Source organism: Psychrobacter sp. H27 (assembly GCF_059072655.1).
This window is the reverse complement of the sequence record NZ_JCACRX010000001.1, coordinates 2845969-2859530: the sequence shown is the minus strand read 5'-3', so window position 1 is coordinate 2859530 and position 13562 is coordinate 2845969. Positions and strand designations below refer to the sequence as shown.

General features: G+C 43.5%; 9 protein-coding genes. 5 read left to right on the top strand and 4 right to left on the bottom strand.

What is annotated here, in order from left to right; translation table 11 throughout:
* Positions 1 to 279 precede the first annotated feature (279 nt).
* The 3 genes from AC5JPY_RS11845 (at position 280) to AC5JPY_RS11835 (ending at position 5540) form a co-directional block, all read left to right on the top strand.
* The gene (locus tag AC5JPY_RS11845; RefSeq protein WP_493852558.1) at positions 280 to 3195 is read left to right on the top strand and encodes an LPS-assembly protein LptD; all 2916 of its coding nucleotides are present in this window, start codon (positions 280 to 282) and stop codon (positions 3193 to 3195) included.
* Positions 3196 to 3353: 158 nt separating this feature from the next.
* A complete protein-coding gene (locus AC5JPY_RS11840) occupies positions 3354 to 4748 on the top strand; it encodes a peptidylprolyl isomerase (protein WP_493843522.1) in 1395 nt (464 codons plus the stop codon).
* 129 nt (positions 4749 to 4877) lie between these two features.
* Positions 4878 to 5540: a LexA family transcriptional regulator gene (locus tag AC5JPY_RS11835; RefSeq protein ID WP_493852557.1), complete on the top strand. Its 663-nt coding sequence runs from the start codon at positions 4878 to 4880 to the stop codon at positions 5538 to 5540.
* Between the two features lie 349 nt (positions 5541 to 5889).
* On the opposite strand, the gene AC5JPY_RS11830 is transcribed toward AC5JPY_RS11835, so the two are convergent.
* Positions 5890 to 7020 carry an endonuclease/exonuclease/phosphatase family protein gene (locus AC5JPY_RS11830; RefSeq protein ID WP_493852556.1) on the bottom strand — a complete coding sequence of 377 codons (1131 nt, stop codon included), beginning with the start codon at positions 7018 to 7020 and terminating at the stop codon, positions 5890 to 5892.
* Positions 7021 to 7473: 453 nt separating this feature from the next.
* Between AC5JPY_RS11830 and asd the strand changes: the two genes are divergently transcribed.
* On the top strand, positions 7474 to 8607 hold the full coding sequence (gene asd, locus AC5JPY_RS11825; protein ID WP_493852555.1) for an aspartate-semialdehyde dehydrogenase: 1134 nt from the start codon (positions 7474 to 7476) through the stop codon (positions 8605 to 8607).
* A gap of 113 nt (positions 8608 to 8720) precedes the next feature.
* Here the strand turns inward: asd and AC5JPY_RS11820 are convergent, their stop codons facing one another.
* The gene (locus AC5JPY_RS11820) at positions 8721 to 9380 is read right to left on the bottom strand and encodes an SOUL family heme-binding protein (RefSeq protein ID WP_493852554.1); all 660 of its coding nucleotides are present in this window, start codon (positions 9378 to 9380) and stop codon (positions 8721 to 8723) included.
* 293 nt (positions 9381 to 9673) lie between these two features.
* Between AC5JPY_RS11820 and tgt the strand changes: the two genes are divergently transcribed.
* Positions 9674 to 10825, top strand: coding sequence for a tRNA guanosine(34) transglycosylase Tgt (gene tgt, locus AC5JPY_RS11815; RefSeq protein WP_493852553.1), 1152 nt, complete (start codon positions 9674 to 9676; stop codon positions 10823 to 10825).
* 145 nt (positions 10826 to 10970) lie between these two features.
* Here tgt and AC5JPY_RS11810 read toward each other — a convergent pair whose 3' ends face one another.
* Positions 10971 to 12323, bottom strand: coding sequence for a sodium-dependent transporter (locus AC5JPY_RS11810; RefSeq protein WP_319050054.1), 1353 nt, complete (start codon positions 12321 to 12323; stop codon positions 10971 to 10973).
* Positions 12324 to 12631: 308 nt separating this feature from the next.
* The gene (gene lpxA, locus AC5JPY_RS11805; RefSeq protein WP_319050053.1) at positions 12632 to 13411 is read right to left on the bottom strand and encodes an acyl-ACP--UDP-N-acetylglucosamine O-acyltransferase; all 780 of its coding nucleotides are present in this window, start codon (positions 13409 to 13411) and stop codon (positions 12632 to 12634) included.
* Positions 13412 to 13562: the final 151 nt, after the last annotated feature.

Genomic DNA, 13562 nt, shown 5'->3' with positions numbered 1-13562 from the left:
AGACGTATAAAGATATTACTTAGTATTTGATGCTCAACTGAACGCTCTATCTCGTTCACAATCAGCTTGCTTATATTATAAATTTTGGTAAATAGTGTAGCTGATTTGGTTTTTTTTGACTATGATTAGTCGTCATTATATGTAAATAGCCAAACTCTTGAGACGACGCTATCAATAAGTGATCTTTTAGCAGCTTATTGGCAGTGATGTATTGTCGAACAGTATGGCTATGCAATTCAGTATCGCAATCCAATAGGCTCTGCAATCATAGGTGTGCCCTTGTTATATTCTCCGCTTTACCAAAGCATTCGTTTGATCTTATTTGGTGCCTTAGGCTTTTCTAGTCTATCTGTCAGTGCAGCTATTAACGATGCTGACACCCAGTCAACTGAGCCATCAATGAGCAGTGCGAGCATCTACGCCTCTGACGACTCAGACTCAGACTCAGACGCTGACGCTGACTCAGAGCTAAGCATCACAGCAATTAATGAAGCCGATGATACGTCATCTTTACAACCCGTAAATACAATGGACAGTGCTCCAAAAATCAATGACACACGGGCCAGCACGACCATTACACCTAACCGCACAGTAACAGATAACCAACAGCTCGATACTAGTGATGAGAGCATTCAAGCCAGCCTCACGCGTTTGGCAGAATTTTATGAGCTCACGCCAGAAACAGACACTTCTGCCTTAAATAATGTCGATGAGGTAACGATCGTCGAATCAGAGGATACCCAAAGCACCCTAGCACCAGCAGCCCAAACCATTCCAAAAGTCGGTAAAGACTTACGGCTACTTCCAAGTGCGGTAGATAGCGCGCAGCGCTGTGAAGGGCAATGGGTCTATCCAAAGAGCAACCCTAATTACCAGCGTGCTGTGAATGAAGCTGGTGCTGCAAATGGACAACCTATTGCTGATGTAGATAGCGTACCGAATAACCAAGCGCCCCTGTTTACAGAGTCAGACTATGGTTATTACAATAATATTAATTACGCTGAACTGTCAGGCAATGTCAAAGTCGATCAAGGCACCCAGCACATTGAAGCAGAAAAGGTCGTTATTGACTTGAGTAACGGCGTTGCCGCTGCACAGGGCAAGGTTATGTTTACTGATCAGGCAACTGGAAAATCAGTCGAAAGTACGCTAAACCGCTCTCAAACGAGCCTCAATGACAGAGCAAGGCAAGGCGGTCTGATTGGAGTCGCAGATAGCCTGAACTATAATACAGAAACTGGACAATCAACGGCCAATGATGTGGCCTTTGCTAGTGTCGAGTTACAAGCACATGGTTATGCTAAACGCTTGAACAAACCCAACGATAGTGAGTACGAGTTGGACGAGGTGATGTTCAGTACCTGTCCGCCTACCAATCGTAAATGGCAGTTCGATGCAAAAAGTATCGATCTAAACACCGATACTGGACGCGGTGAAGCTTACGACACCACCTTTCGCATTGCTGACGTACCTGTATTTTATCTCCCCTACTTTAATTTTCCGATAGACAGCCGACGTAGCAGCGGATTTTTGTTACCTAGCGCTAGCGTGAGTAGTGAGAGCGGTGTCGAGCTTGATGTGCCTTATTATTTTAATCTAGCACCCAATTATGACGCCACGCTCAATACTCAAATATATACCAACCGCAACCCTATGTTGTCAGGCGAATTTCGCTACTTGACCGAAAATTATGGTGAAGGGATCGTTAGCGGCTCTTACTTGCCTAACGACAAAGAATTCAATGATGAAGATCGTAAAAGCTTATTTTATGATCACTATTGGTCGTCCAAAGATATTCCACGCTTGAGTGCGGATGCCAAATATAGCTACGTTTCGGATTCAGACTATCTTGACGATTTTGATAATTTAGGTTTATCAGATAACACCATCAACCTACCACGCCGTGCTCGCGTTAATTATTACAATGATTATGTCGATGGTGAGCTAAAGGTTGAAACTTTTCAGACGCTAGATGCTTTTACCGATGATGGTGAGGCGTTAGAAGACAAGGACAAGCCCTATTCACGCCTACCACAGCTCAAGCTTGACTATAGACTACCGTGGGCAAAGAACTTTGACATCACTGGCGTACATGATTCTGCCTATTTCAAAAAGTCTATCGACGATGGTTCTGAGGATGAGAAGAGCGGCGCACGTATCTATAATAAACTGAGCGCCGTTTACCCGATGGAGAGATCTTGGGGCTATATTAGACCGAAGCTAAGCTTGCAACATCTCTACACCTCATATGATGAGGACAGCTTAGCAGATAATGATATTAGTGAGGAAGATGGTAGCCAGTCCGTATTCGTGCCACAAGCCAGTATTGATGCGGCGCTGAACTTCTATCAAGCAGGCTCACCTTTTGGTGCTTTTGATGACACTATGGGTGGCTACCGCTTGCTCAGTCCACGAGTCAAATACACGTACTCGCCGTACAAGAATCAAAATGACATCCCTAACTTTAATACTCGTATTGCCTCTATCAACTATGAGCAGCTATTTTCGGACAGTTGGTTCTTAGGGCATGATCGCTTGCAGGATTTGCATTCTATTACGCCTGGCGTCAATTATCGTTACATCGATGCAACGGGTGTGACACGTTTTGATGGTAGCATTGCAGAACAGTTCTATATAGATGATGGACGTGTAACGCTTGATGATGAGCAACGAGTTTTCAACTCCTCGTCTTCGGGCATGGTATGGGATACCAGTACGCAACCTTACAATAATTTTTGGGTTGATGTCAGCGGCGCGCTGACTAACGATTACGATTTGAACTATATTACGACTGAGCTACGCTATCAGCCCTCAGACAATAGCTTATTCAATGTGGGCTATGTTAAACGCCAGCGTGACGAAAATACGGATCAGTTGCCACTGTCTGCTTTCACAGCTTCTGCGGTTTTCCCTATCAACAATAGCTGGCGGATATTGGCTCAAGGTCAATATGATTATAATAGTAATAAGATGCTTGATTCACTTATCGGCGTTGATTACGAAGACTGTTGCTTTGGTTTTGCAGTTTATGGTCGTCGTTACTATAATGACCTAAATGTGAAAGACGAACCAACAGAAGCGGTTATGGCAGAGATACGGTTGAATGGTCTTGGTAGTGGCAGCAGCCGCTTAACACGATTGCTCGCTGACAAAGTGTTGGGCTTTGAACCTGTTCAGACAGCATGGAAAGACTAATGCACTTTTTGCTAGCTTGACCTATTATTTAGACGAATATTTGTAAGACATTACTTGAACCCCTATTATGGTCAACGCTGTCGAATAATTGATTATTAACAGTATTGGATAGCGTTGACCAACTACCATCCGATGCGATGACATTGATGAGGAGCATCATGAGATTTTTTTCTTTACGTCAAACCAGCCGTGCTGTACTGCTATCTACGGGCGCTAGCCTTGCGCTTACCTTAAGTGCTCAAGCAGCCACTGTAAAACCTGCAGCAGTACCAGCATCGTCGACCGCCGAACAAAGCACGGCAGCTCGTTTGACACCTGCTACTAGTACAGATGGTATCGTTGCCTTAGTAAACGAAAATGCCATTCTAAAAAGTGAGCTGGTCAATGCTATTACGCAGACCCAAGCGCGTGCACGAGCAGCAGGAGAACCTATTGCCAACTCATCGCAGCTACAGTCTGAAGTGCTAAATGCTCTGATCTTGCGTGAACTGCAATTATCAATGGTAAAACGTGTCGGTGTATCGCCTGATGAAGCGGATATCAATCAGCGCTTGGCTCAGATCGCTCAAGCTGAAGGCATCAATAGCATCTCGGGACTGCAGCAACGTCTAGATGCCGCCCGTCCTGGTAGCTACGCTGCGCTGCGTGCTCAGCTTATTGAAGAGGCTTCTATCCAAGCACTGCAGCAGCGTCAAATCAGTCGCCGTGTGCGCATTAGTGAACAAGATATTGATGCCTTTTTGGCTTCACCAGAAGCAAAGCGTCTAAACCAAAGTGAATATCAAACCGTACACGTCCGTGTTCCCTATATAGATGACTACAGCCGCTTGTCAGAAGCGCAGCGCGCAGAAGCCTTAGCAGTGGCTCAAAACTTACGTACTCGCCTGCTTGCGCCAAACGTCAGTGTCTCTGAAGCTGTTGCGGCAAGTCAAGGAAGCTACCCTATTCCTATTCAAGGTGGAGATATGGGCTTTCATAAAGCAGCCTCTCTACCTACAGAGTTATCGAGTAAGATAACCAAGCTTGATGTTGGCGCAGTTAGTGAGCCACTATTAACACCTGAAGGTATCGATATCATCAAATTGGCTGATAAAAAGGCCAGCGATACAATGCTCATACCGCAGTGGCATACTCGTCATATCTTGGTGAAAGTAGATGAACTTCAGACTGATGCGCTTGCTGAACAAAAAATCAACGACCTGTACGACCAATTGCGTAGCGGTGCTGACTTTGCTAGTTTAGCGTCGACTTATTCAGATGATCCCGGCTCAGCTGGGCGCGGTGGTGATCTAGACTGGGTCAGTGAAGAAGATATGGTTGGCCCATTCGAAGCCACTATGAAAAACACGGTAGTTGGTGATTACTCTGCACCGTTCAAAACTCAGTTTGGCTGGCACATACTAAAAGTCGATGGCAAGCGTGAGCAAGATGTTAGCGAACAGTATCGTCGTAATATGGCACGTCAAGCATTGTATCAGCGCCTAGCGCCGCAAGCCAAAGAAGACTGGTTACAAGAGCTACGTGCAGGTGCTTACGTCCAAGTGTTGGGCTAATTACCTATTGTTTGAGTACTCGGCAATAAGTAGTAATACCATTATCAGACAGCTTAACGAAAAAAGGGTATGTGCAGTAGCATGTGCCCTTTTTTTATTGCATACACTACGTCAGAAAATGGGGAGCTCATGAAGAGTACAGCAGATAAAATAGCTGAAAGAATGTATGAACTTAATATTACACAAGCAGATATAAAAAGAGCCACAGGTGCAGGTAAAGCGACTATATCAAGCTGGATAAATGGTTATACGAAACCCTCAAGTCTATATATTTCTAAACTAGCTACCTGTTTACGCTGCACTCCCAACTGGCTACTTGCAAATGATGATCAGAAAAACAATATCTACGAAACTGCTGAAAATCCTTTTATAGAATGCCAAAGTAAAGGGATGACTCCTATCATTAGCTGGACAATAGCTGCCAACTTTTCTGGTAATATACCGACTATAATAGACCCTATAGTTGATTGGACACCTAGGCTGCCTCATCTGTCTGAACAGGCTTTTGGTCTTATTATTCAAGGGAGAAGCATGTGGCCTGAATTCAAACCTAAAGACATTATTTATGTAGAACCAAAAGTAGTTTTAACAGACTTAAAAGATGGCGATTTAATCATTGTTCGCGATAATGACAATAAACAAGCTAATTTCAAACAAGTGATTATTGGTGAGGACAAATCCGACTTATACCTAAAGACTATTAATCCTGATTGGCCACATCAATCAATGCAACCAATGGCTGATTTCACACTAATTGGAATAGTTGATAGCAAACTAGTCAAATACAGATAACTGAATATTATAATTAGTCTGTAAACAACCTATTATCTTTCCGAATCGTACACAAAGAAAAGCCCCGAACCTAGGGCGATTGGTTCAGGGCTTTGACGCTTCATATTATTGTTATTATCTCTCTTCCATGTTGACTCATCCTGAGTCATAAACAGTAACATATAAGACAGCGGGCTGACCTGTTCTTTTATTGGTACCGTCTCAACACTGCATCCTTGCGTATCCTTGTGTTGATGGAGGTATTATAGGACAATCAATGTAGTACGAATAGAAGCTAAAGACCTTATTTGACGTAAGCATATGCTTACGTTACGACAGCACCGGTTACGCCTACCTGCAATATCGATTATTAAGCAAAATTGCGCTGCTCTTCTCTATGCTCATCTGATACTTTTTTGCCTTCTTTTTTGCCCTCTTCTATCTTATGGTCTGCTTCTTCAACATCCTCTGCTTCGGCAGTAGGTGCATTGCCCTCTTGGTTACTAGTCTCCTCTGGCTCGTATTGCAGAGTGGTCATTACAGGAAAATGATCCGACCCTATCGACGGCATACGCTTGATATCGACGACCGTAAAACAAGCACTGTGAAAGATATGGTCTAAAGCCCAGCGTAAAAACGGGTATTTGACATGAAAAGTATTGATAAAATGTCGACCAATACGAGGATCTAGTAGACCCGAGATACGCTGAAAACGTCGCGTTGTTTTTGACCATGCCACATCGTTGAGATCACCGGCCAATATCGCCGTTTGGTTATTTTCTTTAATGTGTTTGCCAACCATGAGTAACTCAGCATCACGCGTGGTTGATTTATCAGCTTCAGTTGGACTAGGCGGCATAGGATGTAAGCAATATAACCAAATCACCCGTCCGCCCTGCAGACGCAGCTGAGTATGAACAGAAGGTATGTCATCGATCATCAGATACTTAACCTCAGGATCTATCAGCTCAAGCTTAGAATACAGATGCATACCATATAGGTTGTCGAGTGGTACCTTAACCGTATAAGGATAATCAGATTCAATTTGGTGCAATGCTTTTTCCCACTTTTTATCACTCTCTAACGTGATTAAAATATCAGGCTGCTTTTGTCCAACCAAATCAACCAGTTTTTGCGTCTCATCATTAGGTGTCAGTACGTTTGATACCATAATTTTTAAGTGATGGACTTTTCCTTCTGGCTTATCTTTTGCTTTTTGGACTTCCTTTTTCCATAGCTTGGTATAAGGCAGGACCATTCTCAGCTGAAAGGCTAAAGTAATACTAAGTATAACGAACAGCACCCATTGACCCAGCTCCCACTCTGAAAAAAACACGATCATCCCCAGCCAAGCAATAATACCAAGCACCATGATCTGAATACGTGGAAACTCAACACCGCGCACCCACCAGTTATCAAGCGGTATCCAGCCCCAGATCGTAACAAATGCGATGAATCCTGCTAGCCACTGTAGGCCATAATATAATAGTGAGAGATCCATAGTATGTACTAACCATTTATTGAGAGGATGATAGAGTCAATGTTGTCAGATATCATTTGTTCAATGACAAAGCGTATTGTAATCGTAGCCCTAATTTGACCGAACTGGCGTTAGGTAATGATACTAGAAGCTTACTTTATCATCTCATAAGATTTTCGCCTACAAGTGAGTCGTAATTATAGGACAACTGTCATAAAAACTTACAATGTCAGACCCTTTAGTATAATAAGGATATGTAAATGCACTAACATTCGGAGCGTTACTCTGTGATACTAGAAACGAATAGATGTTTCAGTAATTCTGAATAGTGATAACCTAAAGTTATGGTAAGCATATTTAATAGTGTATAGAAAATGACCAAATAATAGCCAAAACGCCTTGCTTTTTTGTGCCATTCACGGCATTGTTATCGGTTGATGACGCAACAAATAATTGTAAATAGGATTGAATTTCATGAGTAATTTAACAGTAGGCTTGGTAGGCTGGCGCGGTATGGTAGGGTCAGTATTGATACAACGTATGCAAGAAGAGAATGACTTCAACGGTATCACGCCTGTGTTTTTTTCGACCAGCAATGCGGGTGGCGATGCACCAAAATTTGATGGTATTGAGACCGGTCAATTAAAAGATGCTCATGATATTGACGCACTCGCTGCTTGTGACGTGGTTATTACCTGTCAAGGTGGTGACTATACCTCAAAAGTTCATCAACCACTGCGTGATAGCGGTTGGAGTGGCTACTGGATTGATGCGGCAAGTACCCTACGTATGAAAGATAAGAGCATCATCATTCTTGATCCCGTCAATCGCAGTGTCATTGACGATGCCCTAACTAGTGGCAAAAAAGACTTTATCGGTGGTAACTGTACCGTATCATTGATGCTGATGGCCATCGGTGAGCTGTTTAATAAAGGCTGGGTTGAATGGGTCAGCGCAATGACGTATCAAGCCGCTAGTGGCTCTGGTGCCAATAACATGCGCGAGCTGATTTCAGGCATGGGTGTCTTGCATGACGCTGTGCAAGATGAGCTGGCCAATCCTGCAAGCGCCATTCTTGATATTGATAAAAAAATTGCTCAAACCCAGCGCTCTAAAGACTTTCCTACGCAGTACTTTGGTGTGCCACTTGCAGGTAGCTTGATCCCTTATATCGATGTTCAGTTAGAAAACAAGCAGTCCAAAGAAGAGTGGAAAGGCGGTGTTGAAACCAACAAGATTTTGGGCAATGATGACGCAAGCACCATTCCTATCGATGGTATGTGTGTACGTGTGGGCGCCATGCGCTGCCATGCACAGGGCCTAACGATCAAGCTTAAAAAAGACATTCCACTAGAAGAGATCGAAGCGGCGCTCAAGAACAGTGGCAACGAATGGTTGGACTTAGTCGAAGATGACAAAGAAGCGACTATGAATCGCTTAACGCCAGTGGCAGTAACTGGGACACTAACTGTTGCGCTAGGTCGCCTACGCAAGCTGAATATGGGCCCTGAATATTTAGGCGCATTTACTGTTGGTGATCAACTACTGTGGGGCGCAGCAGAGCCATTACGCCGTATGCTTAACATCATTCGTGAGCAAAACAGCTAAACCAATTAGCTAAAAAATCAGACATAAAAAAGACAGCAATGGCTGTCTTTTTTGATTAATGATCGAGATAATAGGGAAAAATAGTAATATTCATTTGGAACCCAGTAGAACAACTACTTTTGCTCATAAGCGATCATGACTTCATTGCGGCGCAAGAACGGTAGTGTCCATGGTTCATCATAGCGTGCCAACTCAGGATCACCGGTAGGCGTTAGATTTTTGCTTTGCATCCAATCCTGTAGCTCTTGTGTCTTTTTATCTACTTTTTCGCTTCCAGTAAATCCTGAAAATTTAATCACACCGTACGTTTGTGCAGGTACTTCTACAATTTCAACGTCTGGGTTGTTTGGCTTAGGCAATGTTTGCATCGTATATTTGCTAGGCATCGTAAATTGTACGCGCCATTTCCCGTCATCTTGTTGCATACTGACTGGTGCGGTCATCGCTATTTTTTGTGAGTCGCTACCCCCATCATTGTTATTAGGCTGCATGGTGACGGGTGCTGTCATGCTGATCTTACTACTGCCACCTGTTGGTGCGGTATTGTTACCAAAAATATAGTCTGCGAGTACTTTGAACCCTGCACGACTTGCCGCGCGCTGGTCACCGCTCACCCACGTCTGTGCTACGAGCTGTTCATCATAGCGACGTAGTTCAAAATCGCCTGTTTGTGCCAATAACGTGTACTCAGGCTCTTCTACATCAGCCGCCATCCCCCCTTTCGATATCAACAATAATCCGCCTGCTAATAATAAATACCCTGTCTTTTTCATATTATTTTCCTAGTTTTTTAAAGTATGGTTTCTTAAATTTTAATTTTTTAACATATAGCCTAATGACGCTAAATGCCTCACCAGTATGATTGATACTTTATCAATGACGACTCGTACTGTCTGTGTCTTTTGAGGTATGGTCTGTGTTTTTTGGTTATGACAAAGTGACCATAGCCAATGTTATTGAGTACCGCGTCCACCGTATATGGATAGCACTCAATATCTATGTCCAAAAAATTAACCAACAATGCTATAATTAGCGCCATTTTCATAGCTTACATAGCGGTTATCATATGCAATTTGTCTTACATAAAACGGCCAGCGGTGACACGCGTGCACGCCGTGGTACGGTTCATCTCAATCATGGCGATGTGCAAACGCCTGCTTTTATGCCTGTTGGTACTTATGGTACGGTCAAAGGTATGCTGCCACGTGACATCGAAGCCATCGGTGCTGATATTATTCTAGGCAATACTTTTCATCTTTGGCTACGTCCGGGTACTGAGGTGATTGATAAATTTGGTGGTTTGCATAAGTTCATGCATTGGGACAAACCTATCTTGACCGATTCTGGCGGTTTTCAGGTATTTAGCTTGGGCGCCATGCGTAAGATTACCGAAGAAGGCGTCAATTTTAAATCGCCTATCGACGGTGCCAAGGTGTTCCTCTCTCCAGAAAAATCGATGCAGATCCAGTACAGCTTGAATTCAGATATCGTCATGCAGTTCGATGAATGTACGCCTTACCCAGCGACTCACGAAGCAGCAAAAAAATCTCTGGAGTTATCATTACGTTGGGGACAGCGCTGTATTGATGAGCACAACAGGCTGGGCAGTACCAATGCCTTGTTTGGTATCGTACAGGGTAGTATGTATCCTGATCTACGTCAGCAATCCCTTGAGGGTCTGCTAGAGATTGGCTTTGATGGTTATGCTATTGGCGGTCTATCCGTTGGTGAACCCAAAGAAGAGATGATCGATGTCCTAGACTACCTCCCTGATGATATGCCAGCAGACAAACCGCGCTATCTTATGGGTGTTGGTAAGCCTGAGGATCTGGTTGAAGGCGTACGCCGCGGCGTAGATATGTTTGACTGCGTTATGCCTACTCGTAACGCGCGTAATGGTCATTACTTTGTGACGGGCGATGCAGACAATGCTGGTGTGGTACGTATCCGTAATAGCCAGTATCGCAATGACGAAGGTCCATTAGATCCAGAGTGCGATTGCTATACTTGTCAGAACTTTAGCCGTGCTTATTTGTATCATCTGAACAAGTGCAAAGAGATGCTAGGAGCTCAATTGGCAACTATTCATAACTTGCGCTACTATCAGCGTTTGATGCAAGGGATTAGAGATGCCATTGAACAAGATCAGTTCGATGAGTTTGTTAATGAGTTCTATAGTAAACGTGGACAAACCGTGCCTGAGCTGAACTTACGTTAGTCTGTTGCAAGCATTACTGATAGCTTTGATTGTTGATAGCTTCATCGTTAAACATAGAAAAAGGGCTTAAGAATTATCTTAAGCCCTTTTTGCTGTGCGCTATTTTAACATTAGATGATTTAGTAATGCTAAATCACTATTAATATTAGCCCATTAGCGACGTTACAAATACCACCACAACAGCGATTGGGGCAATGAATTTTGCAACGATCTGCCAAAGCTGCCATGTGCCATTAGATAAACCAAGCTCTTGCTGGATAGCACGTTGATCCATCTTCCAACCAACGAATAAAATAGCAGCAAGACCAGTCAGAGGTAATAGGAACTTACTGGTAAGCTTATCAAGTGCATCAAAGATACCATTACCCATGATAGTAAAGTCCGACCATAGGTTGAACGATAGCAATGCAGCAATACCTAATAGCCAGATTACCGTACTTGCAACGATAGTCGATACAGTACGACTCATCGAGGTACGCTCTTCTAATAACTCAACGGTTGGCTCAAGTAGTGAGATAGATGAAGTGATAGCAGCAAAGGTGATAAGCAAGAAGAACAATGCACCAATAATAGTACCTGCACTCATGCTACCAAAAGCAATCGGTAGACTAACAAAGATAAGACCAGGACCTGCAGCAGGGTCTAAACCATTACTAAAGATAATTGGGAAGATGGCTAGACCAGCAGCCAACGCAATAACGGTATCTAAAATAACAACCGTACGTGCTGTTTTTAGTAAGTTCACTTCACGGCCTAAGTACGAACCATAAGCAACCATGATACCCATACCAATCGATAGTGTGAAGAACGCATGACCTAGTGCTGCCAGCATAACGTCAGCTGTCAGTTTGCTAAGGTCTGGCGTGAATAGATAAGCCACTGCCTCACCAAAACCACCATTCATCACGTTATAACCAACGATAACGAACAAGATAACACCCAACAATGGCATTAAGATCTTAGCTGTTTTTTCGATACCACTTGTGACGCCAATACCAACGATGACCGCGGTTAAGATCATAAATACGGTATGCCAAATCGTCAATGTACCCGCTGATGCGAGCATAGCATCGAAGGTTGCAGCGACAGAATCGCTGTCTTGACCCACAAAGCTACCTGTTGAGATTTTTGTAATATAGTTAAGTGCCCAGCCACCAATGACACTATAAAACGATAGAATCAAAAAGCCACCCAAGATACCAGTAGCACCAACGATGCTCCAGCTACGTGACTTGCCTTCACTAGCAGCGACATCTGCAAAAGTGTTGACTGGGTTTTTTTGTCCACGGCGACCAACTAGCCACTCAGCAACCAGTATAGGAAAACCAACCAGAGCGATACAGAATAAATAAGCAATAACGAAAGCTGAACCACCACTTTCACCTACCATGTATGGAAACTTCCAAATATTTCCTAGACCTACTGCTGAGCCTACTGCTGCCAGTACAAAGCCAAAACTCGAGCTCCACTGTGCATGTTCTTGTTTGTTGATAGCCATTTTTTCCGTCCTCGTGCTCAAATTAACGTCACTGATAATCATCCTTGATCACCACAAATAGCCAGTACCACTACCGAACTATTCAGTAAACACTTCGATGTGAAGCGCCCAGTAACATTAAGAAAGAATTGTTTACAATATCGTAAACGCTCAGTTTCTGCTAAGCGACTAAAAAAGTCAAGTATTCATAAATATAAAAAGCCATAACAATTGGTTATGGCTTTTGGCGCTATTATCTTTTATTAATAACCTTTTGGCAAATTAAAAAATATAAAATGGCATCATAGGTTAGTAGTCATAATACCCTTTTAGCGCACCACACCGCGGCGACTGTTTTGTAGTGAATCGATAAGGAGCTGTATTTTTGGCTCTTGAGGCAGTAGCTCATTGTTAAGCGTTTCGAGCGCTTGTACCGTCGTCAAACCTGACCTAAAAATCACACGGTACGCTTGACGGAGTGCGTTAATAGTCTCTTTCGACCAGCCTTTACGGCGCATTCCCTCAACATTCATACCATGGGTTTTGGCTGGATTGCCAGACACCATAGTAAAGGCAGCCACATCTTTTAGAATCAAGCTGGCCCCGCCCACTAAACTATAATCATCTACCGTGCAAAACTGGTGGATACCTGAGTTACCACCTATAATTGTGTGATTACCGATGGACACATGACCTGCTACTCCGACGTTATTTGCCAGTACATTATGATCACCAATCACGCAGTCATGCGCCACATGAGTATTGACCATCAGTAGATTGTGGCACCCTATTTTAGTCAGCCCGCCATCCTGAGCAGTCCCGCGATGTAAGCTGCACGCTTCGCGAATGGTATTATGATCGCCAATCTCAAGCCAAGTGCGCTCTCCTGCATATTTCAGATCTTGTGGATCTTCACCAACACTTGCAAACTGATAAAACTGATTGTGCGCACCGATACGTGTTAGCCGAGTCACTACTACGTGGCGATGCAGTACCGTATGTGCGCCGATGGACACCTCATCACCAACGATACAATAAGGACCAATAATGGCAGTCTCATCAATCTGCGCAGATGGGGAGATGAGTGCTGTGGGATGAATCTGACTCATAGTGTGAACCCTTGTATCATTTAATACGAGTAAATAGTAAGCCAAATACAACCCATCTAGCCTCATTAATGATGCTAATACTAGGCTGTATTGTTAAATATACCTGCTAATTATAATTGTAATGGTCGGTTTGATATCACTTTTTATGCAC

Excerpts from the sequence above, each read along its gene's own strand:
- AC5JPY_RS11840 (WP_493843522.1), top strand. The coding sequence starts at position 3,354 with ATGAGATTTTTTTCTTTACGTCAAACCAGCCGTGCTGTACTGCTATCT.
- AC5JPY_RS11835 (WP_493852557.1), top strand. The coding sequence starts at position 4,878 with ATGAAGAGTACAGCAGATAAAATAGCTGAAAGAATGTATGAACTTAAT.
- AC5JPY_RS11830 (WP_493852556.1), bottom strand. The coding sequence starts at position 7,020 with ATGGATCTCTCACTATTATATTATGGCCTACAGTGGCTAGCAGGATTC.
- asd (WP_493852555.1), top strand. The coding sequence starts at position 7,474 with ATGAGTAATTTAACAGTAGGCTTGGTAGGCTGGCGCGGTATGGTAGGG.
- AC5JPY_RS11820 (WP_493852554.1), bottom strand. The coding sequence starts at position 9,380 with ATGAAAAAGACAGGGTATTTATTATTAGCAGGCGGATTATTGTTGATA.
- tgt (WP_493852553.1), top strand. The coding sequence starts at position 9,674 with ATGCAATTTGTCTTACATAAAACGGCCAGCGGTGACACGCGTGCACGC.
- AC5JPY_RS11810 (WP_319050054.1), bottom strand. The coding sequence starts at position 12,323 with ATGGCTATCAACAAACAAGAACATGCACAGTGGAGCTCGAGTTTTGGC.
- lpxA (WP_319050053.1), bottom strand. The coding sequence starts at position 13,411 with ATGAGTCAGATTCATCCCACAGCACTCATCTCCCCATCTGCGCAGATT.